The sequence below is a fragment of the Pseudomonas cremoricolorata DSM 17059 = NBRC 16634 genome (assembly GCF_000425745.1).
Classification (GTDB): Bacteria; Pseudomonadota; Gammaproteobacteria; order Pseudomonadales; family Pseudomonadaceae; genus Aquipseudomonas; species Aquipseudomonas cremoricolorata.
This window is the reverse complement of the sequence record NZ_AUEA01000006.1, coordinates 94,103-119,269: the sequence shown is the minus strand read 5'-3', so window position 1 is coordinate 119,269 and position 25,167 is coordinate 94,103. Positions and strand designations below refer to the sequence as shown.

The window sequence follows — 25,167 nt, the reverse complement described above, 5'->3', positions numbered from 1 at the left end:
ACCTGTGCCATGCCTGCCACCGCTACACCCCGTGCGCGCGCTTTCAGTCGCAGCGATCACCGCACCCTGGCCCTGGCGGCGCTGGGTGGCGCGCTGGAAATCTACGACTTCATCATCTTCGTGTTCTTCGCCCTGACCCTGAGCCAGCTGTTCTTCCCGCCGGACATGCCCGAGTGGCTGCGCCTGCTGCAAAGCTTCGGCATTTTCGTCACCGGCTACCTGGCGCGCCCGCTGGGCGGCATCCTGATGGCGCATTTCGCCGATCACCTGGGGCGCAAGCGGGTGTTCAGCCTGAGCATCCTGATGATGGCCCTGCCGTGCCTGCTGATCGGCGTGATGCCGACCTACGCCGACATCGGCTATGCCGCGCCGCTGTTGCTGCTGGGGCTGCGTATCCTGCAAGGCGCGGCGGTGGGCGGAGAGGTGCCCAGCGCCTGGACCTTCGTCGCCGAGCACGCCCCGGCCGGTCGCCGTGGTTATGCCCTGGGCTTCTTGCAGGCCGGGCTGACCTTCGGCTACCTGCTCGGGGCGCTGACGGCGACGCTGCTGGCGCAGGTGTTCACCCCTGAGCAAATTCTCGATTACGCCTGGCGTTACCCGTTCCTGCTCGGCGGCGTGTTCGGTGTGGTCGGCGTCTGGCTGCGCCGCTGGCTGAGTGAAACCCCGGTGTTCCTCGCCCTGCGCGAGCGCAACGCCGAACCTGTGGCTTTCCCACTGCGCCAGGTACTGGGTAACCACCGTCAGGCGCTGATTCCCGCGGCGCTGCTGACCTGCGTGCTGACCTCGGCGGTGGTGGTGCTGGTGGTGATCACCCCAACCGTAATGCAGCAGCGCTTCGCCCTCAGTGCCGGGCACACCTTCGCCCTGAGCAGTGTCGGTATCGTCTTTCTCAATGTCGGCTGCGTGCTGGCGGGGCTGCTGGTCGACCGTATCGGCGCCTGGCGCGCCCTGGCCTTCTACAGCCTGCTGCTGCCACTGGGCATCGGCGTGCTGTACGCCAGCCTGGTCGGGCAGTGGGGCACGATCTGGCCGGCCTATGCGCTGGCCGGACTGTGCTGCGGTGTGGTTGGGGTGGTGCCGTCGGTGATGGTCGGGCTGTTCCCGGCGCAGATTCGCGTGTCCGGCATTTCCTTCACCTACAACGTGGCCTATGCCTTGTGGGCCAGCACCACGCCGCTGGCGCTGATCGCGCTGATGCCATGGAGCCCGTGGGTATGCGTGGGCTTCTGCCTGATCATGGGCGCAGTCGGTGTGTGTACCGCCTGGTACTACGCCAGCCGCGAATCGCTCGGCTTCGTCCACGACTGCGCCTCGGCCTGAGGCATAGGCAATGAAAAGCCCCCGGACCTTGCGGTGCGGGGGCTTTTTCGTGGGGCAGGGCGGGCCTACATGTTCGGGTAGGTCGGGCCGCCAGCGCCTTCCGGGGTGACCCAGGTGATGTTCTGCGCCGGGTCCTTGATGTCGCACGTCTTGCAGTGCACGCAGTTCTGCGCGTTGATCTGGAAGCGCTTGCTGCCGTCGTCCTGGGTGACCACTTCGTACACCCCCGCCGGGCAATAACGCTGCGCCGGCTCATCGTACAGCGGCAGGTTGCTGTCGATGGGAATGTTCGGGTCGGTCAGCTTGAGGTGGCAGGGCTGCTCTTCCTCGTGGTTGGTGCCCGAGATGAACACCGAGCTGAGCTTGTCGAAGCTGAGCACGCCATCGGGTTTCGGGTAGTCGATTTTCTTCGACTCGGCGGCGAGCTTGAGGCAGGCGTAGTCGGGCTTGGTGTCGCGCAAGGTGAACGGCAGCTTGCCGGCGAACCAGTTCTGGTCGACATAGTTGAAGGCCGCACCGAACAGCGGGCCGAACTTGTGCATGGCCGGGCCGAAGTTGCGGCTGGCATACAGCTCTTCGTAGAGCCAGCTGGCCTTGAACCCGTCGACGTAGCTGTTCAGCGCATCGCCACCTTCGCTGCCGGCGAGCAGGGCCGCGGCCACCGCGTCGGCGGCGAGCATGCCGGACTTCATCGCCGTGTGGCTGCCCTTGATCTTGGCCACGTTCATGGTGCCCAAGTCGCAGCCGATCAGCGCGCCACCTGGGAAGACCATTTTCGGCAGCGAGTTCAGGCCCCCCTTGGCCAGGGCGCGGGCGCCATAGCTGATGCGCTTGCCGCCTTGGAGGTACTGGCTGATCACCGGGTGGTGCTTGAGCCGCTGGAATTCGTCGAACGGCGACAGGTACGGGTTGGCGTAGGACAGATCGACGATCAGACCGACCACCACCTGGTTGTTTTCCAGGTGATAGAGGAACGAGCCACCGGTGTTGTCCCGTGCCACCACGTCCAGCGGCCAGCCGGCGGTGTGCACCACCAGGCCCTGTTCGTGCTTGCTCGGGTCGATTTCCCAGATTTCCTTGAGGCCGATGCCGTAGTGCTGCACGTCGGCTTCACTGCCCAGGTCGAAACGCTTGATCAGTTGCTTGCCGATGTGCCCGCGGCAGCCTTCGGCGAACAGCGTGTACTTGGCGCGCAGTTCCATGCCGGGGGTGTACAGGCCGTCCTTGGGCTGACCTTCGCGGTCGACGCCCAGGTCACCGGTGATGATCCCGCGCACCACGCCATCGTCGTCGATCAGCGCTTGCTGGGCGGCGAAGCCCGGGTACACCTCGACGCCGAGGTTCTCGGCCTGCTGCGCCAGCCAGCGGCATAGGTTGCCCAGCGAGATGATGTAGTTGCCTTCGTTGTGCATGGTCTTGGGCACGAACAGGTCAGGCACCTTGGCCGAGGTCTGGGCATCCTTGAGCACATAGATGTCATCGCGCTTTACCGCGGTGTTCAAAGGCGCGCCCAAGGCTTGCCAGTCGGGGAACAGTTCATTGAGTGCGCGGGGCTCGAAGACCGCGCCGGAGAGAATGTGCGCGCCGACCTCGGAGCCTTTCTCGACCACGCAGACGCTGATTTCGTTACCGGCTTCGGCGGCCTTCTGCTTCAGGCGGCAGGCGGCTGACAGCCCCGCCGGGCCAGCGCCGACGATGACGACGTCGAATTCCATGTACTCGCGTTCCACTGGTTCTCTCCTACTCATCAAGGCATTTCGCGGGTGCGTATCGGGTGGCATGCGCTTGTGCGCAGCTTCTTGTGCTTTAGCGTCGAGCTGTAGCTTCGTGCGCGAGCGACTACACCGCTTTAGGGTGCTCGGCATTATATCTACACCACCCACAGGGTCCAATACAAACGTTTGTTTGAATTCCTTCAAACCCTGTAGATTCACGGGGGTGCGGCCGGAAACTGGCCGATTTGGCGTATTGACCGAAGGGGGTGTTGCAGTCAAGATACGAGCGCTTTCACGCTCGCCGCGGGCTGTCCGACGGGCGCAGGTGCACCTCTAAAAACCCGGTGCCAGGCAGGGTTTCACGGCCATTTCCGGTTGTGTAGCGAAGTCTACACGGCACCACAGAAAATGACCCGCGGGTTTTCTTTCGTCGGCGCCGCAGTGCTGGCCGATCCGCCGTTAATTTCCTGCTCGTCGCCACGTTTTTCAGAGGTGCCCTTGTACCCACGCGCATTCGCCGGGCCGACCCCGAGCGACATTCTTTTCACCGGAGAGTAACGAGGAATCCATGAAGGTTCTTGTAGCTGTCAAACGAGTGGTCGACTACAACGTCAAGGTTCGCGTCAAGGCGGACAACTCCGGCGTCGACCTTGCAAACGTCAAGATGTCCATGAACCCCTTCTGCGAAATCGCCGTGGAAGAAGCCGTGCGCCTGAAAGAGAAGGGCGTGGCCAGCGAAATCATCGCCGTTGCCGTCGGCCCGACCGCCGCCCAGGAGCAACTGCGTACCGCCCTGGCCCTGGGCGCCGACCGCGCCATCCTGGTCGAGCATGCCGACGAGCTTAACTCCCTGGCCGTGGCCAAGGCGCTCAAGGCCATCGTCGACAAGGAGCAGCCACAGCTGGTCATTCTCGGCAAGCAGGCCATCGACAGCGACAACAACCAGACCGGCCAGATGCTTGCCGCGCTCACCGGCTTCGCCCAGGGCACCTTCGCCTCCAAGGTCGAAGTGGCCGGCGACACGCTGAACGTCACCCGCGAAATCGACGGCGGCCTGCAAACCGTCGCGCTCAAGCTGCCGGCCGTGGTCACCACCGACCTGCGCCTGAACGAGCCGCGCTACGCTTCGCTGCCCAACATCATGAAGGCCAAGAAAAAGCCGCTGGAAACCCTCACCGCCGAAGCGCTGGGTGTCGCCCTGACTTCCACCACCAAGACCCTCAAGGTCGAAGCGCCTGCCGCTCGCAGCGCGGGCATCAAGGTCAAGTCGGTGGCTGAACTGGTCGAGAAACTGAAGAACGAGGCGAAGGTAATCTAATGACTATCCTGGTTATCGCTGAACATGAAGCCGGTGCCGTCGCCCCGGCCACCCTCAACACCGTCGCAGCTGCCGCCAAGATCGGCGGTGACGTGCACCTGCTGGTCGCCGGCGCAGGCGTCGGCGCCATCGCCGAAGCTGCAGCGAAGATCGCTGGGGTCGCCAAGGTGCTGGTCGCCGACAACGCCGCCTACGAGCACGCGCTGCCGGAAAACGTCGCGCCGCTGATCGTCGAGCTGGCCGGCAACTACAGCCACGTGCTGGCGCCGGCCTCCACCAATGGCAAGAACATCCTGCCGCGTGTCGCTGCGCTGCTGGACGTCGATCAGATCTCCGAGATCATCGCCGTCGAGTCCGCCGACACCTTCAAACGCCCGATCTATGCCGGCAACGCCATCGCCACCGTGCAGTCGAGCGCTGCGGTCAAGGTCATCACCGTGCGTGCCACCGGTTTCGACGCCGTGGCCAGCGAAGGCGGCTCGGCCAGTGTCGAGAGCGTCTCTGCCGCCCACGACGCCGGCAAGTCCTCGTTCGTCGGTGAAGAGCTGGCCAAGTCCGACCGCCCTGAGCTGACCGCTGCCAAGATCGTCATCTCCGGTGGTCGCGGCCTGCAGAATGGCGACAACTTCAAGCACCTCTACACCCTGGCCGACAAGCTCGGTGCAGCGGTGGGCGCTTCCCGCGCCGCGGTCGACGCAGGCTTCGTGCCCAACGACATGCAGGTCGGCCAGACCGGCAAGATCGTCGCCCCGCAGCTGTACATCGCCGTGGGTATCTCCGGTGCGATCCAGCACTTGGCCGGCATGAAGGACTCCAAGGTGATCGTCGCGATCAACAAGGACGAAGAAGCGCCGATCTTCCAGGTCGCCGACTACGGCCTGGTGGCTGATCTGTTCGAAGCGATTCCCGAGCTGGAAAAGCTGGTCTGATCCTGCCGCTTCACTTATAAAGAAGCCCGACCCCCGTTCAGGGGGTCGGGTTTTTTTTCGTGGCTAGGAGCGGTGCATGGCGGTTCGGGCAAGGCATAAGGGATGCGCATTGGCACTGGCGCTGTGTGCGCCGCTGCTGGCATCGGCGGCGGGCAAGTGCGAGCGCCTGGTGGTTACCGGTAGCCCCGATGCGCCGCCGTACTCCTGGCAGGACCCAGGCAATCCGAAGCAGTTGATCGGCGCCAGCGTCGATTTGCTACGCCAGGTGGCCGGCGAGCTGGGCATCAGCGTGCAGGTGCTGTACGCCGGCAAGCGCGAGCAGGCGCTGGATGAGGTGCGCAGCGGGCGCTTCGACCTGCTGCTCGATACGCCCATGCAGGTCGCCCAGTTGACCGCCCTCGACTACATCCACCCGGCCTTGCAGCTCAACGAGTACGTGGTGTGGACTCGCCCCGACTCGACCCTGGCATTCGAAGGCCCGGCGGACCTTGCCGCTTATCAGGGCAGCGTTTCGGCCAAGGCGCGCCTGACGCCGGCTTTCGAAGAATTCGCCAAGCGCAGCCTCAAGCTGGTGCCTTCGCAGAACCTCACCCAGGCCTTGCAGAAGCTGGTGCTCGGCCAGGTCGACTATGTGCTGGCCGGACGTTATTCCGGGCTTGCCATGGCGCAGAGTCTGGGGCTGAGTGCCGACCTGCAAACCCGCGGGCCTGCGGTCGATCGGCCTGGGTTATACCTGGCGCTGTCGCACAATTCGGCCTGCAACGATGCCTGGTTACGCGGACAATTGGCGAAAAAACTGACAGAATTGCCCCTTTCCGCTGCCCCCGAGGCGGTGCTGCAGCGCAATGTCGAGCGCTGGAAAGCGCAAGTGCAGCCGTTGCCGGATGCCCCAAAACCCTAGGAACCGTCGTTTGAAGATTCCCACCCTGACCCTCGCCCTTGCCGTGCTGGGCCTTGCCGGTTGCGCCAATGACCCGGCCCCCACCGAACAACTGCGCGTCTCTGAGCAGGCGCTGGAACAGGCCAAGGCCGTCGGTGCTACCGATCAGGTCGGCGAATTCAAGCTGGCCGAAGACAAGCTCGAGCGCGCCAGAAGCAACCTGCTGACTCAACAGTTTCGTGACGCGCGCATGCGCGCCGAGCAAGCCGAACTCGACGCGCGCCTGGCCGAAGCCCGGGTGCTGACGCTCAAGAGCGAGGAGCAACTGAACGTGTTGCAAACCCGCGTCAACCGCCTGCGCAAGCAGCTGGCGGTGCAACCATGAGGCGCTCGGGCTCGATGGCCCTGATCGCCGTGCTCGCTGCGCTGGGTGTGCAAGGCTGCGCCAGCCAGCGCAGTGAAAGTGCCCTGGAGGATGCCGCGGCAGCGTTTCAGGCGGTCAAGGACGATGCCGACGTGCTGCGCAGTGCGCCGCGCGACGTGATTCGTGCCGGTGAATCGCTGGGCCGTGCCGAACGGTTGTCCGGCTACTTCGGCAGCGGGGCGGACGTGCGCCATTACGCGTATCTCAGCCAGCGTTACAGCGAGATCGCCCGCGAGCACAGTCGCCTGGCGGCCAATCAGGAGCGCCTGGCCAAACTCGATCTGGAGCGTCAGCGCCTGCAGCTTGCGCTGCGTGAAGCCAAGCTCGACAGCGTTCAGCAGCAAGGCAAGTGGCTTGAAACGCAAATTGCCGCGCTGGCGTCCGAGCAGGGTGAGCGCGGCCTGGTGATGACCTTGAGCGATGTGCTGTTCGACACCGGTCGCGCCGAGCTGAAGAACTCGGCCAGCCGTACCGTGCTCAAGCTGGTGCAGTTCCTCCAGCTCAATCCGGCGCGGGTGGTGCGCATCGAGGGCTACACCGACAGCACCGGCACCCCTGAAGACAACCTGACCCTGTCGCGCGAGCGCGCCCAGGCGGTCGGCGACATGCTGGTCGATCTGGGGGTGGACGAAAAACGTATCGAGGTCGAAGGCTATGGGGATCAGTACCCGGTCGAGGCCAATGCTTCCGAGCGTGGCCGGGCGCAGAACCGCCGGGTAGAGATCGTCTTCTCCGATGCCAAGGGTCGCCTGGCGCCCGCGCGCTGAGCCGGCGCCCACCTGCCTGAGCTGCGACGGCCCGCGTCAGCGCACTGCTGCTGACGCGGGCCGAGTCGTTTCAGTGGCGCACTTCGAGCACCAGCTTGTCTTCGAGGCGATCGAGGTGCTGCTGCATCAGCCCCAGCGCCGTGTCGGCATCACCGTGCTCTACCGCATCGATGATCGCCGCGTGTTCCTGCCACGCGCAGTGCTCGCAGCACGGCGCTTCATAGCGGGCGATGATCAGCGAGGTCATCGGCACCAGGCCGTTGAGAAAGCGCGCCAGCGGCGCGTTGTTGGCCATCTGCGCAAGCTTGAGATGAAATTCGCCACCCAGGCGAATGGCCGTGCAGCGCTCGCCGCGTTCATGGTGCAGGCGCTCGCGTTCCACCAGCTGGCGCAACTGGCGGATTTGCGCCGGGCGCGCGCGCTGGGTCGCCAGGCCGATCAGGGTGGTTTCCGCCAGGCGCCGGGCGCTGAGCACCTGGCGCGCCTGCTGCGGGTCGGGGGCGGCCAAGTGCGCGGTGTGGCTAGGTCGCTGCACCACCACTTGCTGGTCGCTAAGACGCCCCAGCACCCGGCGAATCACCGTGCGGCTGACGCCGAAGGCATTGCTCAGGGCCTGCTCGGGCAACAGGCTGCCCGGGGGCAGGCGCTGTTCGAGGATGGCATCGAACAGGCGCGGATAGATTTGCTCGGCAGACAGGCGGGTCTCGCCTCCGAGCAGCAGTTTCGGCAGGCGGGGGGCGGCGTGGGCGCAGGCGGTCATGGTCGCTCTCCTGGGGAAGGGGCCGGGGTGTCGTCCGGAATGTTCATCTCGATGCCCATGCGCAGCCCCTCCTGAAGGATGTGGCGACGCATCTGGGCGCTGGCCTGGGCGCTGTTCTTCTCGCGAATCGCGCGCACCACCGCTTCATTTTCCGCAAGACGTGCGGCCAGGTGTTCGGGCGATTTGCGCAGCATGTCGGCGCTTTGCTTGAGCGCGTTGCCGGTCTGTTGCACCACGCTCTGAAAGATCGGGTTGGTGGTCAGGGCGAACAGTTCTTCGTGGAAGGCGATGTAGGCCGAGACGCCGGCTTCGCCGTCGTTCGCCTCGAGCGCTTCACGCATGTCCATGAGGGTCAGGCGCAGTTGGCCGATGTCCTGGCTGTTGGCCGATTGTGCCACCAGGCCGACGATGAACGGTTCGAGGGTATAGCGCAGTTGCAGTACGTCGGCCAGGCTGGCGGCAGCAACACTTTCACCTGCCTGCGCCAGCGTGGCGCTGTCGACATCCAGCACCAGCACCCCTTTGCCTGGCAGCGAGCGCAGCAGGCCAAGGGTTTCCAGCACGGTCACGGCTTCGCGCAGGCTGGGCCGGCTGATGCCCAGTTGCTCGGCCAGCTCGCGCTGGCCGGGCAGCATTTCACCACTGCGCCACTGGCCTCGGGCCAGCGCCTGGCGCAGCTTGTCCACGACAGAGTTGACCACGGTCGATGAGCTGATCACGGTTGACTCCAGAGGAGTGGATGCATCTTGGCTCCTTGCCCGCTGGCGACGTTGGCCGGCGGGCGATTGGCTACTGCTATTGATGGGCGGTGCCTGGTTTGCGCGCACTCATGGCAAAGCCTGGCTTGCCGGCGAGCACGTTGTTGGCGCGTTCCAGGTCGATGTCTTTTTCCCAGCGGGCAATGGCCACGGTCGCGACGCAGTTGCCGATCAGGTTGGTCAGTGCGCGGCCGATCCCCATGAACCAGTCGACCGCCAGCACCAGTACCAGGCCGACCACCGGAATCGCCGGCACGGCCGTCAGCGTCGCGGCAAGAATCACCAGCGCGGAGCCTGGGATGCCGTGAGCCCCCTTGGAAGTCACCAACGACACCAGCAGGATTGTAAGCAGATCGGTCATCGCCAGGGGGGTGCCGGTGGCATTGGCGATGAAGACGATAGCCAGGGTCAGGTAGATCGAGAAACCGTCGAGGTTGAACGAGTAGCCGGTGGGGATCACCAGGCCTACCGTCGAGCTGCCGATGCCCAGATGTTCCAGCTTGCGCATGATCTGCGGCAGTACCGCATCGGAAGACGCCGTGCCCAACACGATGGTCAGCTCTTCGCGCAGGTACTTGATTAGCGGAATCAGCTTGAGCCCGGAAACGCGCATGACGGTGCCGAGAATGATCAGCACGAAGCCTGCGCAGGTCAGGTAGAACAGCGCCACCAGGCCACCCAGGTGCTGCAGCGACTCCAGGCCGTACTTGCTGGTGGTGAAGGCGATGGCGCCGAACACGCCGATCGGCGCCAGGCGCACGATCATGCCCATGATGCGAAACACCACGTGGCTCAGTTCGTTGATCAACCGGGAAATGCCCGAGGCCGGTTCGCCGACCAGGTTCAGCGCGCTGCCGAACAGCACCGAAAACAGCAGCACCTGGAGGATGTTGTTGTCGGCGAAGGCGCCGACCACCGAGGTCGGGATCAGGTCCATGAGGAACGCGGCAGTGCCGTGGATGTGCTGGCCGCGTTCGGCCAGGCCATTGGCGTCGGCGCTCGACAGCTGGTCAAGGTGGATGTTGGCGCCGGTGCCGATGCCGCTGGTGAAGGCGAACACCAGGCCGATAACCAGTGCCAGGGTGGTCAGCACTTCGAAGTAGATCACCGACTTCAGGCCGATACGGCCGACTTTCTTCAGGTCGCCGGCGCCGGAAATGCCGCTGACCACCACGCAGAACACGATGATGCCGATGAGCATCTTGATCAGTTTGATGAACCCGTCACCGAGGGGTTTGAGCTGGAGGGACACTTCAGGGAAGCTGAGGCCACAGATGACGCCGAGGGCGAGGCCTAGCACCACTTGCAGGAAGATCGAACGCGAGCACCACTTGAGCATGGGAGGAGTCTCTTGGTCGGTGTCCTTGCTTCACAGCCTTTCCCGTGAGCGAAACCCTGAAAGCGCGGACTTAATTATTGTGGTCTTACCGGTTTGTCCAGTGCGGGCCCACTCTACGCCCCATGTTTTCGGCATTGCAAGGTGTTTTGCTTGTGCTGGTCTGACCAGTTGCAGCGTGTTTCTGCGCCAGCCGCTCTGCGACGGCTCATCCCTTTAGTCCAGGCGAAAAAAACGGCATGCCGAGGTGGGCATGCCGTTCCGGTTCGCGCGGGCAGTCGATCAGCTGTGCAGTTCTTCAGCGGCGAACAAGGTGTTTTCCAGCAGGCAGGCGCGGGTCATCGGGCCAACGCCACCCGGCACCGGGGTGATCCATCCGGCGCGGGGCAGGGCGGTTTCGTACACCACATCGCCCACCAGCTTGCCGTCTTCCTGACGGTTGATGCCGACGTCGATGACGATGGCGCCAGGCTTGATCCATTCACCCTTGACCAGACCGGGCTTGCCAGCAGCTACCACCACCAGGTCGGCGCGGCCGACGTGGCCGGCAAGATCCTCGGTGAAGCGGTGGCAAACAGTAATGGTGCAGCCGGCCAGCAGCAGTTCCATCGCCATGGGCCGGCCAACGATGTTGGAAGCACCGACGATCACCGCGTTCATGCCATACAGGCTCTGACCGGTGCTTTCCAGCAGGGTCATGATGCCCTTGGGCGTGCACGGGCGCAGCAGCGGGATGCGCTGGGCCAGACGGCCGACGTTATAGGGGTGGAAACCATCGACGTCCTTGTCCGGGCGGATCCGCTCGAGCAGCTTGGAGGCGTCGAGGTGGGCCGGCAGCGGCAGTTGCAGCAGAATGCCGTCGATGCTGGCATCGTCGTTGAGGCGATCGATCAGCGCGGTGAGGTCATCTTGCGTGGTGGTGCCAGGCAGGTCGAAGGCCTGGGACATGAAGCCAACCTCTTCGCAGTCCTTGCGCTTGTGCGAGACATAGACTTGGGAGGCGGGGTCGGTACCGACCAGAATCACCGCCAGGCCCGGTGTACGCAGGCCCTGTTGGCGGCGTTCAGCGACACGTTGGGCGATCTGCTTGCGCAGGTTGGCGGCGATCGCCTTGCCATCGATAAGGTGTGCAGTCATAGACGCGTGTTTAACCATCGAGATGAGAACATAAAAGAGGCGGCATTCTCGCACGACCGACCGTGAGGGCAAAAGCACGCGGTCGGGCAAATCCCCTAACTCCTTCAATAAGCTAAATTTTTTTTGAAAAACCTGTTGACGACCTGAAGGCTCGTCTATAACATTCGTCGCACTTGTCGGGCAGAGCCTAGCACTGGTTAGCAAGGTCAGGCAGAATGAGCGGATTTATCGGCTTGTTCGGTACGGCTAAAAGTTGATTTGCAATCCTAGTAGAAAGCAGATTGAATATGCGCCCGTAGCTCAGCTGGATAGAGCATCCGCCTTCTAAGCGGATGGTCGCAGGTTCGAGTCCTGCCGGGTGCGCCACTAAGGCAGCTTTGGCAAGCAAGTGAAGTTTCAACGTAACACCGCAATATGGTGGGCGTAGCTCAGTTGGTAGAGCGCTGGATTGTGATTCCAGTTGTCGTGGGTTCGATTCCCATCGTCCACCCCATATTCTTCAAAGGCGCCTTGATTGTATAATCTGGCGCCTTTGTTTTAAGTGTTGCATGCGGACGTGGTGAAATTGGTAGACACACTGGATTTAGGTTCCAGCGGCGCAAGCTGTAAGAGTTCGAGTCTCTTCGTCCGCACCATCTTTTAAATCAAGGGGTTACGAGCTTTAACGACGCTCCCCCTTGACCCGCTGGAACTCTAGCGTGAACAGAGCGTGAGCGCGATTGTTCATGCGTCTCGCTCGGCACCTCTCCCGTACTTGATCTATCTTCCCCTTCCTGTGAATAGAACACGCGTCGCCGTCCTTAGCTGCGCTTCGCGCGTCTCGTCAGTCTCGCTCCACATTCGTATCTGAGTTGGTCACACCTGCGCCCTCAACTCGCCACATCCCTCTGGCACTTGCCGCCCGCTGTCTATAAAGTGCGACCAGTTCTCATTTACTCCTGGTCTCGCCCGTGTCCGTATCCGATACCTCCAAGTTGAGTTACTTCTTCAGCGATCACCATCGCTGGCTGCTGCATTATGTGCAGCGCCAGTTGAGTCATCGCCCGGATGCCGAGGACACAGCGGCCGAGACGTTCTGTCAGATCATCGCGGCGCGGGTCGATCCTGCGGCCATCGAGCAGCCGCGCGCTTATCTTGCGACCATCGCCCGGCGCCTGATCTTCGATCGCTATCGGCGGCGGCGGCTGGAAGAGGCCTATCTGGAGCGCTTGATGCTGCTGCCGGAGGCCTTGGCCCAGTCGCCGGAGCAAACCCATTTGCTGCTCGAGGCGTTGCATGCCATCGACAGCAGCCTGGCTGGCCTGCCGCTGGTGGTGAAGAAGGCCTTTCTGCTCAGTCAGCTCGACGGTTTGGGCTACGCCGAAATCAGCTGCAAACTCGGGGTATCCGAGCGCACGGTGGGGCGCTACATGACCCAGGCCTTGCGTCAGTGCTACCTCAGCGGTGCACATCCTTGAGCGGTAGCGCGCTGGGGCCGGCCGCAGAGCAGGCCATTGCCTGGATGGTGCGGCTGCGCTCGGGCCGCACGGATGCGCGGCAGGAGGCGCGATTTCAGCGCTGGCTGGCGCAGGATCCGGCCAATGCCCAGGCCTGGGAGCAGTTGCAGCGCGGCATGGGCGGCCATTACGAGGTCGCGAGGCGGGCGCCGCAGGTGCTGCGCGATGCGTTGTTGCAGCCCCAACTGGGTCGGCGCGACGTGCTGCGCGGGCTGGGTGGTCTGGCGCTGTTCGGCGGGGGCTTGTGGATGGGGGTACGCAGCGACAGCGCCCGTATGCTGACCGCGGATCTGCGCACCGGTACGGGCGAGCGGCGCACTGTGACCCTGGCCGATGGCAGTCGACTGAGCCTGAACGCCGGGACGTCGCTGGACGTCGACTTCTCGGCAGGTCAGCGTCTGTTGCGTCTGTACCAGGGCGCGCTGGTCATTGAGGTGGCGCCTGATGCCAGGCGCCCGCTGCTGGTGCGCAGCGAGCAGGGCGATGCGCGCGCGCTCGGGACGCGCTTTCTGGTCGAACAACTGCAGGGTGCTACCCGCGTGGTGGTGCTCGAGCACAGCGTGCGTGCCTCGGTGCCGGACGGCGCCTGGCTCGATCTGGCTGAAGGGCAGGCGGCCCTGCTGCGCGGGCCGCGTGTCGAGCTGTGCAGCGACTCGCAGGTGTACCGCGCCGATTGGCTCGAAGGCCGTCTCAGTGTATTGGACGAGCCGCTGCAGGCGGTCATCGAGGCGCTGCGCCCGTATCGCCCAGGGCTGATGCGGGTTGACCCCGAAGTGCGCAATCTGCGCGTGCAGGGCGTATTCCCGCTGGATGACAGCGAGCGCACCCTTGCGGCTCTGGAGGATACGATGCCGATTCGAGTCAGGCGCTACGGCAGCTGGTTGACCCTCATCGAGCGCCGCTGAGTGGCCCGGTCAAGCAGCTCGATGATAATCCGAATGAAAACTCGCCTCATTCGTGTCCACTTTTTCAGCTTCGTTGCACATAGCTCCTGACAACAGAAAAAACTCAGGAGTATCCACGTGTTCAAACCCTGGCCCCTTGCCCTCGCCATCGCGCTGGCCACCCTCTCTGCAGCGCCTGCCTGGGCGGAAGGTTCCGCGCAGCAACAGCAGCAGCGCTTCGATCTGCCCGCCGCCAGCCTGGCGCAGACCCTCAACGCCATCGCCCGGCAGGGCGGGCAGGTGATGTCGCTGAACCCGGCACTGGTCGCCGGCAAGCGCGCGCCGGCCATTCGCGGTCAGATGAGCCCGCTGCAAGCCGTGCAACAGGCCCTGGCAGGTAGCGGCCTGCAGGCGATCGTCACGGGCAACGGCACGTTCAGCGTCGAAACGGCGGTGGACACCGAAGGTGCGCTGGAGCTTGGCGCCACCACCATCGATAGCCAGACCCTGGGCGAGACCACTGAGTTTTCCGGCTCCTACACCACCGGTGCGGTGACCATCGGCAAGACCGCGCAGACGCTGCGGCAAACCCCGCAGTCGGTGACCGTGGTGACGCGCAAGCTGATGGACGACAAGAACCTGGTGTCGCTGGATCAGGTGATGGCGCAGACCACCGGCATCACCCGCGCCAATCGTGGCTACGGCAACCACCATTTCAGCTCCCGCGGCTTCGACCTGACCGACGACAGCTACATGGTCGACGGTGTCGCCGGGCAAGCCTACGCCTATACCGGCTGGATGGTCCCGGACATGGCGGTGTTCGATCGCGTGGAAGTGCTGCGCGGGGCCTCTGGGTTGCTGGTGGGGGCGGGAAACCCTGGTGGTGCGGTGAACCTGGTGCGTAAGCGTCCTACAGTAGACCCGCGCTTCTCCGTCACCACGCGTGCCGGCTCGTGGGACAACTATCGCCTCGACCTGGATGCCAGCGGCAAACTCAACGACGAAGGCACCCTGCGCGGTCGCATGGTTGCCTCTTACGAGGACCGCGGCTACTTCACCGACGTCACCAAGTCCAAGCGGCCGCTGCTGTACGGCATCCTCGAGGGCGACCTGAGCGACGCCACCACCGTGGCACTCGGCCTGCGCCGGCAGACCTCGCGCACCGATGGCTACAGCGTGCTGGGCCTGCCGAGAAATCCCGATGGCAGTAACCCGCATCTGCCGCGCTCGACCTTCCTGGGGCAGGACTGGGCCACCTTGCAGAGCCATACCGATGAAGTCTTCGCCGACCTCAACCACCGCTTCAATGACAACTGGACCGGCAAGCTGGCCCTGTCGCATTCCGAAAGCGGCTACAACCGCAGTGCCATCGAGTGGGGCGCCGAAGACACGCTGGAGTACGGTAGCCCGACCGGGCCGATGGTCAACGACGTCAGCTACCACAAGTTCGACGTCACCGCGAACGCGGTGGATGGTCATCTCGATGGTGAGTTCGAGGCCTTTGGCCTGAGCCATCAACTGTCGCTGGGTGCCAACTGGTCGAAGCGCAAGATGAACGACAAGGAAGCGACCGTCGCCCTCGATGAGCCGATTCCGCTGAACGTGTACCGGCCCGATCACAGCAACGTGCCGAAGCTGCGCCGTCAGGGCTGGGACTACAAGCAGGACACCTTCGACACGCGCTACGGCACCTACCTCAATGCGCGTCTGCACATGACCGAAGACCTGAGCCTGATCCTCGGTGGGCGCCTGAGCTGGTACAAGACCGAAACCCTCAGCGAAGACGTGAGCAATACCAACCAGCAGAAGCATGAGTTCACCCCCTTCGTGGGTACGATCTATGACCTCGACGAGCACTGGTCGTGGTACGCCAGCTATGCCGATATCTTCATGCCGCAGGCCGGTTATCGCACCGTCGGCGGGCAGATGCTCGATCCTGCGGTGGGCTCCAACTACGAAACCGGCATCAAGGGCGAGCTGTTCGACAAGCGCCTGAACGTGTCGCTGGCGCTGTTCTATATCGAGCAGGAGAAGGTCGCGGCACGCGACTACGCCAACGATGGCGAGTGCCCCAACGACGTTGCCGGGCGCTGCTTCGTCAACAGCGATGGCATCAGCCGCAGCAAGGGTTTCGAGGCTGAAGCCAGTGGCGAGCTGCTGCCGGGCCTGCAGGTGGCCGCCGGCTACACCTTCAACACTACGCAAGCGGAAACCGGCGGGCCGATCTCGGCGCAGACGCCCAAGCACATGCTGCGACTCAACAGTAACTACACCTTGCCGGGGCAGTGGAACCGCCTGAGTGTCGGTGGCGGAGTGTCAGCGCAGTCGCATTACTACGACGCCTACAACGGCGTCAGCAACAGTGGCCGGGCGATCTTCGATGCGCGGGCCGCGTACAAGCTCGACCGGCACTGGACGGTGGGAGTGGATGTGGAGAACTTGCTCGATCGCAAATACTTCGACTCGACCGGCTACTGGACCCGCGGCACCACCTACGGCACGCCACGCAGCTACATGCTGTCCCTGCGCGGGGATTTCTGAGCGCGATGAGCCTGCGGCTATAAATAGAAGGCAGCCAGGCCGGCCCGGTAAACGGGGCGGCCTGAGCGCCAGGTGTCATTTCACCGGCGGCGCCAGCAATGACCAGCGCTGATCGGTGATGATGAAAGGTGAATCGAAGGTGCCGTCTTCGCTGGTGAAGGCTATGACCTTGGTCTGAGCTCGGTTGATGCGGGTGTCGACATCCGGCCAGAACAGCACGGGTGAATCCGCCGGCGGCTCGCCGAAGCGTTCGCTGAAGTAGGTGTAGGCGGCGTTGTAGCTGCGCTCGCTGCCGGGCGTCACCAGGGCGCTGTAGAGCACGTCCTTGTAGAAGCACAAGGTCACCGCCGCAGCGGTGTTGCCGGCCAGGGCATTGGCCACATTCTTGCCGTCGTAGCACGTGCTGCCATTGGCGCTCTTGCCCTTGCTCAGCGCAGGCTTTTTGTCGGGATAGGCGCGGCCCAGGTCGAAGCCCATGACCGTCACGGTCGCAGGTCTGGACTGCTCGATGTTCAGCGGTGCCAGATCATAGCGGTACCGCATGGGTTTGCCCGAGAATGCCACTTCCACCGTCAGGCTGCGTGCGTGCAGCAGAGCGCCAGTGAAGGCGCCCAGGTCGGTCGGCGCCAGTTGACGGCCATTGTCGCTCAAGAACTTCAGTTCAGTGGTTGCACCTTGATCGAAGCGCACCTTGGCCGTGCAGGCCGTCCCTTGCCCGCCCTGGCAGCTGTCTGGGCCGCCATCGGCGAAATTCAGCAAAGCCGCAGGTTCGCCATCGTGGCTGTCGATGACCATCAACTGCAGTTCCGGGCCATGGCCACCGATGGGGCTGGCCGGTTGCGTGTAAGCGGTGCTGGGACCTGGCTGCGAAGGGTCGTTGATCTGCTGCTGCGACCACCCGGCATTGGCTGCGAGTGGCAATAGGCTCAGTGCGAGCAGGGCCTTCCTGATCATCGTCATATCATCCATTGAGTCAAATTGCGCAAAGTACAGCGCCAGCGCCTCGAACTGAAGCGTTGGCGCGGGGCGTCACTCAGCTCTGGTCGGGGCGCAAATGGCTCATGAAGGTCAACGACTCGATTGCGTTCATGTAGCGGGCGAAGCGCGGGTCGCCCTGATTGAAGGCGGCGGCGACGTCCTTGGCGTGTTTCAGGGTGTCCCACACGGCGAGGTCGACGAACGTGCGGTCCGCGCTGATCGGGCTGTAGGGGCGGTAGTCGATCAGGCCCGGAAAGTCTCGCAGCGTCTGGCGAAGCTCGCTGCGAAGTGCCGGCATGTGGGCAACCTGGTCAGGCTTGACGGTGAAAACGGCCAGTTCGAGAACGTGAGTGGAATCAGGCATGGCAAGGGTCTTGGTTGTGGATGAGACGCCAGTGTGGTGGATCATCCTGACAGCATGCTGTCAGTGCCGATCAGCGATTTCCACTGTTCAGCCTGATGGCGGGTGTAGGCCTGCAGCGTGAGTTCGTGACGGTCGGCGACGAATAGCGCGTCGAGCGTGGCTGCCGCGATACGGTCGACGCGAAAGTCGCGGTAGGCACCGCGCGTCGTGCACCAACTGCCCAGGGTCCACTTGCCGCCCCAGTAGAACAACCCCAGCGGATAGACCAAGCGATGCGACAGTTGACCGGTCAGGCTCAGATAGGTGATGCGTACGCTCCGGCCTTGCTCGATGGCTCGGCGCAGCGTGCCGAAATGATCACGCATGACCGGCGGGGTACGGCCCAGTGCGCGTAATGGCGCCTGGTCCGGTGCTGGCGCTGCGCCGGGTAGCGAGGCGGCCACTTTGCCGAGCAATGACCTCGCTGCAGCCCCCAGCGCTTGATCGGCGGTGCTGGCAAGCATGTCCACGGCCAGCATCAGTGCCTCGAACTCGAGCGAGGTCAGCGACAGCGGCGGCAGTTCGAACGTATCGTGCAGGGCGTAGCCGACGCCTGGCGTGCCATAGACCGGAATGCCGCTGAGCGAGATGTCGTCGATATAGCGGTAGATGCTGCGCACCGACACCTGCATACGCTCGGCGAGTCTTTCTGCGCAAATGGGCTGGTGGGCGCGAATCAGGTTGACCAGTTGGAACAGGCGATCGGCTTTGCGCATAGGGTTTGGTGGCGTTGTGCAGATGGAACAGCGTGCTGGGCGCGCCGCGTGTCAAGCCGGCAAGTCTAGCGTGGTGCGGGCGATGCCGGTGTAATTGTGCGCAGCGATCGCCCAGGCCAGAATTTGCATCGCAAGGCCTTGAAATCTGCACCCAAGGCCCCATTTCCCAAGGCACTCGAAACAGGCTTTGCCAACCGAACGGGGCAAGGCAGATCGTCAATCAGGACGTCGTGCTTGCAGAGGAACACTTGATGATCGCCAAGGAACACCGCCAGAGCGCCGCGCTAGAGCGGTTCGCTCAGGCCAACCCAGAGTTGCTCGAGGAAATCGCCGGGCTCGATGCGCGCGAGCAAGCCCAGCAGATCGCCTGGGCCTTCGAGGATCAAGCCCAGAGCAAGGGCTTGCAAGCCTGGGAGTATGCGCTCGAGCTGATCGCCGAGTCGCCGCAGGCGCTCGCCACCATGCGCCTGGAAACCCATCAGGAAGTGGCGCAGGCGCTCGGTCTGGAATGGGAAGAATATTGCGGGTTCAACGAACTCGATCCGGCGGCGCCCTGATCGTTCGATCAGGGTGGTCGTCAGTGAAGTCGATATCTGGGCTCGGCGTGCTGTCGCCGGGGCTTTGAAGGTAATCGTCCGGCGTGGCGTTCCGTCGACGGGGTGGGGTGACTTCTGGTGGATGAATCACTAGAATGTTCGCCCTTGATTCTGGAGTCGGGCTATCGCCGGCTAACGTCTGTGCAACGAGGAATATCCATGCAAGTTTCTGTTGAAAACACTTCTGCTCTCGAGCGCCGCATGACCATCGCCGTTCCGGCCGAGCGCGTCGAGAGCGAAGTCAACAAGCGTCTGCAACAGACTGCCCGTCGTGCCAAGGTCCCGGGCTTCCGTCCAGGCAAGGTGCCCATGAGCGTCATCCGTCAGCGCTATGAAGAAGCCGCTCGCCAGGAAGCCTTCGGTGACCTGGTGCAGTCGTCCTTCTATGAAGCTGTGGTCGAGCAGAAGCTGAACCCGGCAGGCGCGCCGTCGGTCGAGCCCAAGTCGTTCGAAAAAGGCGGCGACCTCGAGTTCGTCGCAGTCTTCGAAGTGTTCCCCGAGTTCACCGTTGCCGGCCTCGAGTCGATCAACGTCGAGCGCCTGAGCGCCGAAGTGGCCGAGTCGGACCTCGACAACATGCTGGAAGTGCTGCGCAAGCAGAACGTCCGTTTCGAGGCTGTCGAGCGCGCAGCGCAGAACGACGACCAGGTGACCATCGATTTCGTCGGCAAGGTCGACGGCGAAGTGTTCCAGGGCGGCTCGGCCAAAGGCACTCAGCTGGTGCTGGGCTCCGGCCGCATGATCCCTGGCTTCGAAGATGGCCTGGTAGGCGCCAAGGCGGGTGAAGAGCGTGTCGTCAACGTCACCTTCCCCGAGGACTACCAGAACCTCGAGCTGGCCGGCAAGGCCGCCGAGTTCACCATCACCGTCAATGCCGTGGCCGCGCCCGAGCTGCCTGAGCTGAACGAAGCCTTCTTCGCCCAGTTCGGCATCAAGGAATCGTCGCTGGAAGGTTTCCGTACCGAAGTTCGCAAGAACATGGAGCGTGAACTGCGCCAGGCCATCAAGGCCAAGGTCAAGACCCAGGTCATGGACGGTCTGCTGGCCGCCAACCCGGTCGAAGTGCCCAAGGCGCTGCTGCAGAACGAAGTCGACCGTCTGCGCGTGCAGGCCGTTCAGCAGTTCGGTGGCAACATCAAGCCTGATCAACTGCCGGCCGAACTGTTCGAAGAGCAGGCCAAGCGCCGCGTCGTACTGGGCCTGATCGTCGCTGAAGTGGTCAAGCAGTTCGACCTCAAGCCAGAAGACGCTAAAGTGCGTGAAGTCATTGAAGAAATGGCGTCGGCCTACCAGGAACCTGAGCAAGTCATCGCCTGGTACTACAAGAACGACCAGCAAATGAACGAGGTTCGTTCGGTTGTGCTGGAAGAACAAGTTGTAGATACTGTTCTGCAGAAAGCGACTGTGACCGACAAGTCGGTCTCGTACGAAGATGCGGTAAAACCAGCACAGGCTCCTGCCGCTGAGTAACACTGCTTTAATCGTAGGAAGCCCACACAAGCCAGCCTTCGCGCTGGCTTGTGTGTATTCAAGCCATGACTATTTGGGAGTGAGTGCAGGACATGTCCCGCAATTCTTATATGCAGCAGAGCTCTGACATTCAGGCCGCAGGCGGTCTGGTCCCGATGGTAGTCGAGCAGTCCGCCCGTGGCGAACGTGCCTACGACATCTACTCGCGTCTTCTCAAGGAACGCGTGATTTTCCTGGTCGGTCCCGTCGAGGATTACATGGCCAACCTGGTCGTGGCGCAGATGCTGTTCCTCGAGGCGGAAAACCCCGACAAAGACATCCATCTCTACATCAACTCGCCGGGTGGTTCGGTGACTGCGGGCATGTCGATCTACGACACCATGCAGTTCATCAAGCCAGACGTCTCGACCATCTGTATCGGTCAGGCGTGCAGCATGGGCGCGTTCCTGCTGGCGGCCGGTGCCAAGGGCAAGCGTCACTGCCTGCCGAACTCGCGGGTGATGATTCACCAGCCGCTGGGCGGCTTCCAGGGTCAGGCCACCGACATCGAAATTCACGCGCAAGAGATCCTCAGCATCAAGGCGCGCCTGAACGAGCTGCTGGCCTATCACACCGGGCAAGACCTGGAAACCATCAAGCGTGACACCGAGCGCGACAACTTCATGAGCGCCTCGCGTGCGGCCGAGTACGGCCTGGTCGACTCGGTCTACGACAAGCGGCAACTGGCGTCCTGACGCTGGCACACCACGCAGGCCGGTGCGCGATGCCCCGGCCTGCGGACTTGAAAAAGCCCGCAGTTGCCTTCATCTTGTGTTGCAAGCCTACCCGGATTGGATCGATCGAATGACTGACACCCGTAACGGCGAGGACAGCGGCAAATTGCTCTATTGCTCCTTCTGCGGCAAAAGCCAGCATGAAGTGCGCAAATTGATTGCTGGACCCTCGGTATTTATCTGCGACGAGTGCGTCGACCTGTGCAACGACATCATCCGCGAGGAGGTGCAGGAAGCCCAGGCCGAGAGCAGCGCGCACAAATTGCCTTCGCCTAAAGAAATCAGCGGCATCCTTGATCAGTACGTGATTGGTCAGGAGCGCGCGAAAAAGGTGCTTGCCGTAGCGGTCTACAACCACTACAAGCGCCTCAATCAGCGTGACAAGAAGGGCGAAGAAGTCGAGCTTGGCAAGAGCAACATCCTGCTGATCGGGCCTACCGGCTCGGGCAAGACCTTGCTGGCCGAAACCCTTGCGCGACTGTTGAACGTTCCGTTCACTATCGCAGACGCCACTACGTTGACCGAAGCGGGCTACGTAGGCGAAGACGTCGAGAACATCATCCAGAAGCTGCTGCAAAAGTGCGATTACGATGTCGAGAAAGCCCAGATGGGCATCGTCTACATCGATGAAATCGACAAGATTTCGCGCAAGTCCGACAACCCTTCCATCACCCGTGATGTGTCGGGCGAGGGCGTGCAGCAGGCGCTGCTCAAGCTGATCGAAGGCACGGTCGCTTCGGTTCCGCCGCAAGGCGGTCGCAAGCATCCGCAGCAGGAGTTCCTGCAGGTCGATACGCGCAACATCCTGTTCATCTGTGGCGGCGCCTTCTCGGGTCTCGAGAAAGTCATCCAGAACCGCTCTGCCAAGGGCGGTATCGGCTTTGGTGCGCAAGTGCGCAGCAAGGAAGAGGGCAAGAAGGTCGGCGAATCGCTGCGCGAAGTCGAGCCGGACGATCTGGTCAAGTTCGGCCTGATTCCTGAATTCGTCGGGCGTCTGCCGGTGCTGGCGACCCTCGACGAGCTTGACGAGGCTGCCCTGGTGCAGATTCTCACCGAGCCGAAGAACGCGCTGACCAAGCAGTACGGCAAGCTGTTCGAGATGGAAGGCGTTGACCTCGAGTTCCGCAGCGATGCGCTCAAGGCCGTCGCACGCAAGGCCCTGGAGCGCAAGACCGGCGCCCGTGGCCTGCGCTCGATCCTTGAAGGCATCTTGCTCGACACCATGTACGACATCCCTTCGCAGAAGGAAGTCAGCAAAGTGGTGATCGACGAGAGCGTCATCGAAGGCAGCTCGCAGCCGCTGTTGATTTACGAGAACAGCGAGCCGCAAGCCAAGGCTGCTCCGGACGTCTGAGTCCGGCAGTCACGCGCAAGCGACACCGAAAGGGGCCTACGGGCCCCTTTCTGCTTTTACTGGCTTAAGCGCTTGTAATTTTGCAGACCTACCCCCACATTAACCCCCAAGCAATATTTCCACCGGTTTCCGGCCCCTGGGCCGCTGTAGAGGCGAAATCATGAAGACCACCCTCGACTTGCCTCTTTTGCCATTGCGCGATGTCGTCGTATACCCGCACATGGTCATCCCGCTGTTTGTGGGGCGTGAAAAGTCCATCGAAGCCCTCGAAGCTGCGATGACGGGCGAAAAGCAGATCCTCCTGCTGGCCCAGAAAAATCCTGCCGATGATGATCCTGGCGAAGACGCGCTCTACCAGGTCGGCACCGTCGCAACCGTACTGCAACTGCTGAAATTGCCCGATGGCACGGTCAAGGTGCTGGTCGAGGGCGAGCAGCGCGGGGCAGTCGAGCAGTTCAATGAAGTTGAAGGACACATCCGCGCGCAAGTGACGCTGATCGACGAGGTCGATACCGCCGAGCGTGAGTCGGAGGTGTTCGTTCGCACCTTGCTGTCGCAGTTCGAGCAGTACGTGCAATTGGGCAAGAAAGTGCCCTCCGAAGTGCTCTCGTCGCTGAACAGCATCGATGAGCCGGGGCGCCTGGTCGATACCATGGCCGCGCACATGGCCTTGAAGATCGAGCAAAAGCAGGAAATCCTCGAGATCATCGACCTGTCGGCCCGCGTCGAACATGTTTTGGCGTTGCTCGATGGTGAAATCGACCTGCTGCAGGTGGAAAAACGCATCCGCGGCCGCGTGAAGAAACAGATGGAGCGCAGTCAGCGCGAGTACTACCTGAATGAGCAGATGAAGGCCATTCAGAAAGAACTGGGCGACGGCGACGAAGGCCACAATGAAATCGAAGAGCTGAAAAAACGCATCGAAGCGGCAGGTTTGCCCAAGGATGCGCTGACCAAAGCTCAGGCCGAGCTGAACAAGCTCAAGCAGATGTCGCCGATGTCTGCCGAAGCCACTGTCGTGCGTTCCTACCTCGATTGGCTGGTGCAGGTACCGTGGAAGGCGCAGAGCAAAGTCCGTCTGGACCTGAACAAGGCCGAGGAAATCCTCGATGCCGACCACTATGGCCTGGAAGAAGTCAAAGAGCGGATTCTCGAATACCTCGCGGTGCAGAAGCGGGTGAAGAAGATTCGCGGCCCCGTGCTGTGCCTGGTGGGGCCCCCCGGTGTGGGCAAGACCTCGCTGGCAGAATCCATCGCCACCGCGACCAATCGCAAGTTCGTGCGCATGGCGTTGGGTGGCGTACGCGACGAGGCCGAGATCCGTGGCCACCGTCGCACCTACATTGGCTCGATGCCCGGTCGCCTGATCCAGAAGATGACCAAGGTCGGCGTGCGCAACCCGCTGTTCCTGCTCGATGAAATCGACAAGATGGGCAGCGACATGCGCGGCGACCCTGCGTCGGCGCTGCTGGAAGTGCTCGATCCCGAGCAGAACCACAACTTCAACGACCATTACCTGGAAGTCGACTACGACCTCTCCGACGTGATGTTCCTGTGCACCTCGAACTCGATGAACATCCCGCCGGCGCTGCTTGACCGGATGGAAATCATCCGTCTGCCGGGCTACACCGAAGACGAGAAGATCAACATTGCCGTCAAGTACCTGACGCCCAAGCAGATCAAGGCCAACGGTCTGAAAAAGACCGAGGTCGAGATCGACGTCAGTGCCATCCGCGACATCATCCGCTACTACACCCGTGAAGCAGGGGTGCGGGGTCTGGAGCGGCAGATTGCCAAGGTTTGCCGCAAAGTGGTCAAGGAGCACAGCGCTCAGAAGCAGTTCCACGTCAAGGTCACTGGCGAGCAGCTGGAGCATCTGCTGGGCGTTCGCAAGTTCCGTTACGGCCTGGCCGAACAGCAGGATCAGATCGGTCAGGTGACCGGACTTGCCTGGACCCAGGTGGGCGGTGAGCTGCTGACCATCGAGTCTGTGGTGATCCCGGGCAAAGGCCAGCTGATCAAGACCGGTTCGCTGGGCGATGTCATGGTCGAGTCCATCACTGCGGCGCAAACAGTCGTGCGCAGCCGCGCTCGCAGCCTCGGTATCGCGGCTGATTTCCACGAGAAGCACGACGTGCACATCCACATGCCTGAAGGCGCCACGCCGAAGGATGGCCCTAGCGCTGGTGTCGGTATGTGCACCGCCTTGGTCTCGGCGCTGACCCAGATTCCGGTGCGTGCCGACGTCGCCATGACCGGTGAAATCACTCTGCGCGGACAGGTGTTGGCCATCGGTGGCCTGAAGGAAAAACTGCTGGCCGCGCACCGTGGCGGAATCAAGACGGTGATCATCCCGGAGGAAAATGTTCGGGATTTGAAGGACATTCCTGAAAATATCAAACAGGATCTGCAGATCAAACCGGTCAAATGGATTGACGAAGTCCTCCAAATTGCGCTGCAATACGCCCCCGAGCCCTTGCCAGACGTGGCTCCGGAGATTGTCGCCAAAGAAGAAAAGCGCGACAGCGATGCCAAGGACAGAATCAGCACGCATTAGTAGAGAGTTGTCTGGGTTACCTGGCTTGACAGTTTTTTGGTGGCTTGTTACACGA

At 62.6% G+C, this 25,167-nt stretch carries 22 protein-coding genes and 3 tRNA genes; 17 read left to right on the top strand and 8 right to left on the bottom strand.

What is annotated here, in order from left to right; genetic code table 11:
* Positions 1-9 precede the first annotated feature (9 nt).
* Positions 10-1,320: an MFS transporter gene (locus H618_RS0107245; protein ID WP_028694437.1), complete on the top strand. Its 1,311-nt coding sequence runs from the start codon at positions 10-12 to the stop codon at positions 1,318-1,320.
* 65 nt (positions 1,321-1,385) lie between these two features.
* Here the strand turns inward: H618_RS0107245 and H618_RS0107240 are convergent, their stop codons facing one another.
* A complete protein-coding gene (locus tag H618_RS0107240) occupies positions 1,386-3,050 on the bottom strand; it encodes an electron transfer flavoprotein-ubiquinone oxidoreductase (RefSeq protein ID WP_028694436.1) in 1,665 nt (554 codons plus the stop codon).
* 553 nt (positions 3,051-3,603) lie between these two features.
* Here H618_RS0107240 and H618_RS0107235 point away from each other — a divergent pair.
* The 5 genes from H618_RS0107235 to H618_RS0107215 all read left to right on the top strand — a co-directional run bounded on the left by H618_RS0107235 (position 3,604) and on the right by H618_RS0107215 (position 7,353).
* Complete coding sequence (locus H618_RS0107235; protein ID WP_028694435.1) at positions 3,604-4,353, top strand: electron transfer flavoprotein subunit beta/FixA family protein; 750 nt, start codon at positions 3,604-3,606, stop codon at positions 4,351-4,353.
* Complete coding sequence (locus tag H618_RS0107230; protein ID WP_028694434.1) at positions 4,353-5,282, top strand: electron transfer flavoprotein subunit alpha/FixB family protein; 930 nt, start codon at positions 4,353-4,355, stop codon at positions 5,280-5,282. Before H618_RS0107235 ends, H618_RS0107230 begins: the two co-directional genes overlap by 1 nt.
* A gap of 76 nt (positions 5,283-5,358) precedes the next feature.
* Positions 5,359-6,183: a substrate-binding periplasmic protein gene (locus tag H618_RS0107225; protein ID WP_028694433.1), complete on the top strand. Its 825-nt coding sequence runs from the start codon at positions 5,359-5,361 to the stop codon at positions 6,181-6,183.
* Between the two features lie 10 nt (positions 6,184-6,193).
* Positions 6,194-6,547, top strand: coding sequence for a DUF4398 domain-containing protein (locus tag H618_RS0107220; RefSeq protein WP_028694432.1), 354 nt, complete (start codon positions 6,194-6,196; stop codon positions 6,545-6,547).
* A gap of 14 nt (positions 6,548-6,561) precedes the next feature.
* Positions 6,562-7,353: an OmpA family protein gene (locus tag H618_RS0107215; RefSeq protein ID WP_211232354.1), complete on the top strand. Its 792-nt coding sequence runs from the start codon at positions 6,562-6,564 to the stop codon at positions 7,351-7,353.
* 70 nt (positions 7,354-7,423) lie between these two features.
* On the opposite strand, the gene H618_RS0107210 is transcribed toward H618_RS0107215, so the two are convergent.
* The 4 genes from H618_RS0107210 to folD all read right to left on the bottom strand — a co-directional run bounded on the left by H618_RS0107210 (position 7,424) and on the right by folD (position 11,344).
* The gene (locus H618_RS0107210) at positions 7,424-8,113 is read right to left on the bottom strand and encodes a GntR family transcriptional regulator (protein ID WP_028694430.1); all 690 of its coding nucleotides are present in this window, start codon (positions 8,111-8,113) and stop codon (positions 7,424-7,426) included.
* Complete coding sequence (locus H618_RS0107205; protein ID WP_028694429.1) at positions 8,110-8,832, bottom strand: FadR/GntR family transcriptional regulator; 723 nt, start codon at positions 8,830-8,832, stop codon at positions 8,110-8,112. Before H618_RS0107205 ends, H618_RS0107210 begins: the two co-directional genes overlap by 4 nt.
* Positions 8,833-8,908: 76 nt before the next feature.
* Positions 8,909-10,210: a C4-dicarboxylate transporter DctA gene (locus H618_RS0107200; protein WP_028694428.1), complete on the bottom strand. Its 1,302-nt coding sequence runs from the start codon at positions 10,208-10,210 to the stop codon at positions 8,909-8,911.
* Positions 10,211-10,489: 279 nt separating this feature from the next.
* Positions 10,490-11,344 (bottom strand): bifunctional methylenetetrahydrofolate dehydrogenase/methenyltetrahydrofolate cyclohydrolase FolD, encoded by an 855-nt coding sequence (gene folD, locus H618_RS0107195; RefSeq protein WP_028694427.1) that lies wholly within the window; start codon positions 11,342-11,344, stop codon positions 10,490-10,492.
* A gap of 289 nt (positions 11,345-11,633) precedes the next feature.
* Here folD and H618_RS0107190 point away from each other — a divergent pair.
* The 6 genes from H618_RS0107190 (at position 11,634) to H618_RS0107165 (ending at position 16,265) form a co-directional block, all read left to right on the top strand.
* Positions 11,634-11,710, top strand: a tRNA-Arg gene (locus H618_RS0107190).
* A gap of 51 nt (positions 11,711-11,761) precedes the next feature.
* Positions 11,762-11,837, top strand: a tRNA-His gene (locus H618_RS0107185).
* A 57-nt stretch (positions 11,838-11,894) separates the two neighbouring features.
* A tRNA-Leu gene (locus H618_RS0107180) sits at positions 11,895-11,979 on the top strand.
* A gap of 315 nt (positions 11,980-12,294) precedes the next feature.
* The gene (locus tag H618_RS0107175) at positions 12,295-12,801 is read left to right on the top strand and encodes a sigma-70 family RNA polymerase sigma factor (RefSeq protein WP_028694426.1); all 507 of its coding nucleotides are present in this window, start codon (positions 12,295-12,297) and stop codon (positions 12,799-12,801) included.
* Positions 12,798-13,745: a FecR domain-containing protein gene (locus tag H618_RS0107170; RefSeq protein WP_028694425.1), complete on the top strand. Its 948-nt coding sequence runs from the start codon at positions 12,798-12,800 to the stop codon at positions 13,743-13,745. Before H618_RS0107175 ends, H618_RS0107170 begins: the two co-directional genes overlap by 4 nt.
* Before the next feature lie 117 nt (positions 13,746-13,862).
* A complete protein-coding gene (locus H618_RS0107165) occupies positions 13,863-16,265 on the top strand; it encodes a TonB-dependent siderophore receptor (protein WP_028694424.1) in 2,403 nt (800 codons plus the stop codon).
* A gap of 75 nt (positions 16,266-16,340) precedes the next feature.
* Here H618_RS0107165 and H618_RS0107160 read toward each other — a convergent pair whose 3' ends face one another.
* The 3 genes from H618_RS0107160 to H618_RS0107150 all read right to left on the bottom strand — a co-directional run bounded on the left by H618_RS0107160 (position 16,341) and on the right by H618_RS0107150 (position 18,362).
* Positions 16,341-17,219 carry a hypothetical protein gene (locus tag H618_RS0107160; protein WP_028694423.1) on the bottom strand — a complete coding sequence of 293 codons (879 nt, stop codon included), beginning with the start codon at positions 17,217-17,219 and terminating at the stop codon, positions 16,341-16,343.
* 79 nt (positions 17,220-17,298) lie between these two features.
* Positions 17,299-17,607: an antibiotic biosynthesis monooxygenase gene (locus H618_RS0107155; protein WP_028694422.1), complete on the bottom strand. Its 309-nt coding sequence runs from the start codon at positions 17,605-17,607 to the stop codon at positions 17,299-17,301.
* A 41-nt stretch (positions 17,608-17,648) separates the two neighbouring features.
* The gene (locus H618_RS0107150) at positions 17,649-18,362 is read right to left on the bottom strand and encodes a helix-turn-helix transcriptional regulator (RefSeq protein WP_028694421.1); all 714 of its coding nucleotides are present in this window, start codon (positions 18,360-18,362) and stop codon (positions 17,649-17,651) included.
* Between the two features lie 251 nt (positions 18,363-18,613).
* Here H618_RS0107150 and H618_RS0107145 point away from each other — a divergent pair, with 251 nt between their 5' ends.
* From H618_RS0107145 to lon, 5 genes are all read left to right on the top strand, one after another.
* Complete coding sequence (locus H618_RS0107145) at positions 18,614-18,919, top strand: DUF6388 family protein (protein ID WP_028694420.1); 306 nt, start codon at positions 18,614-18,616, stop codon at positions 18,917-18,919.
* 198 nt (positions 18,920-19,117) lie between these two features.
* Positions 19,118-20,428: a trigger factor gene (tig, locus tag H618_RS0107140; protein WP_028694419.1), complete on the top strand. Its 1,311-nt coding sequence runs from the start codon at positions 19,118-19,120 to the stop codon at positions 20,426-20,428.
* Positions 20,429-20,520: 92 nt separating this feature from the next.
* Complete coding sequence (clpP, locus tag H618_RS0107135; protein WP_028694418.1) at positions 20,521-21,162, top strand: ATP-dependent Clp endopeptidase proteolytic subunit ClpP; 642 nt, start codon at positions 20,521-20,523, stop codon at positions 21,160-21,162.
* 109 nt (positions 21,163-21,271) lie between these two features.
* A complete protein-coding gene (clpX, locus tag H618_RS0107130; protein ID WP_028694417.1) occupies positions 21,272-22,555 on the top strand; it encodes an ATP-dependent Clp protease ATP-binding subunit ClpX in 1,284 nt (427 codons plus the stop codon).
* 160 nt (positions 22,556-22,715) lie between these two features.
* The gene (lon, locus tag H618_RS0107125; protein ID WP_028694416.1) at positions 22,716-25,112 is read left to right on the top strand and encodes an endopeptidase La; all 2,397 of its coding nucleotides are present in this window, start codon (positions 22,716-22,718) and stop codon (positions 25,110-25,112) included.
* Positions 25,113-25,167 lie beyond the last annotated feature (55 nt).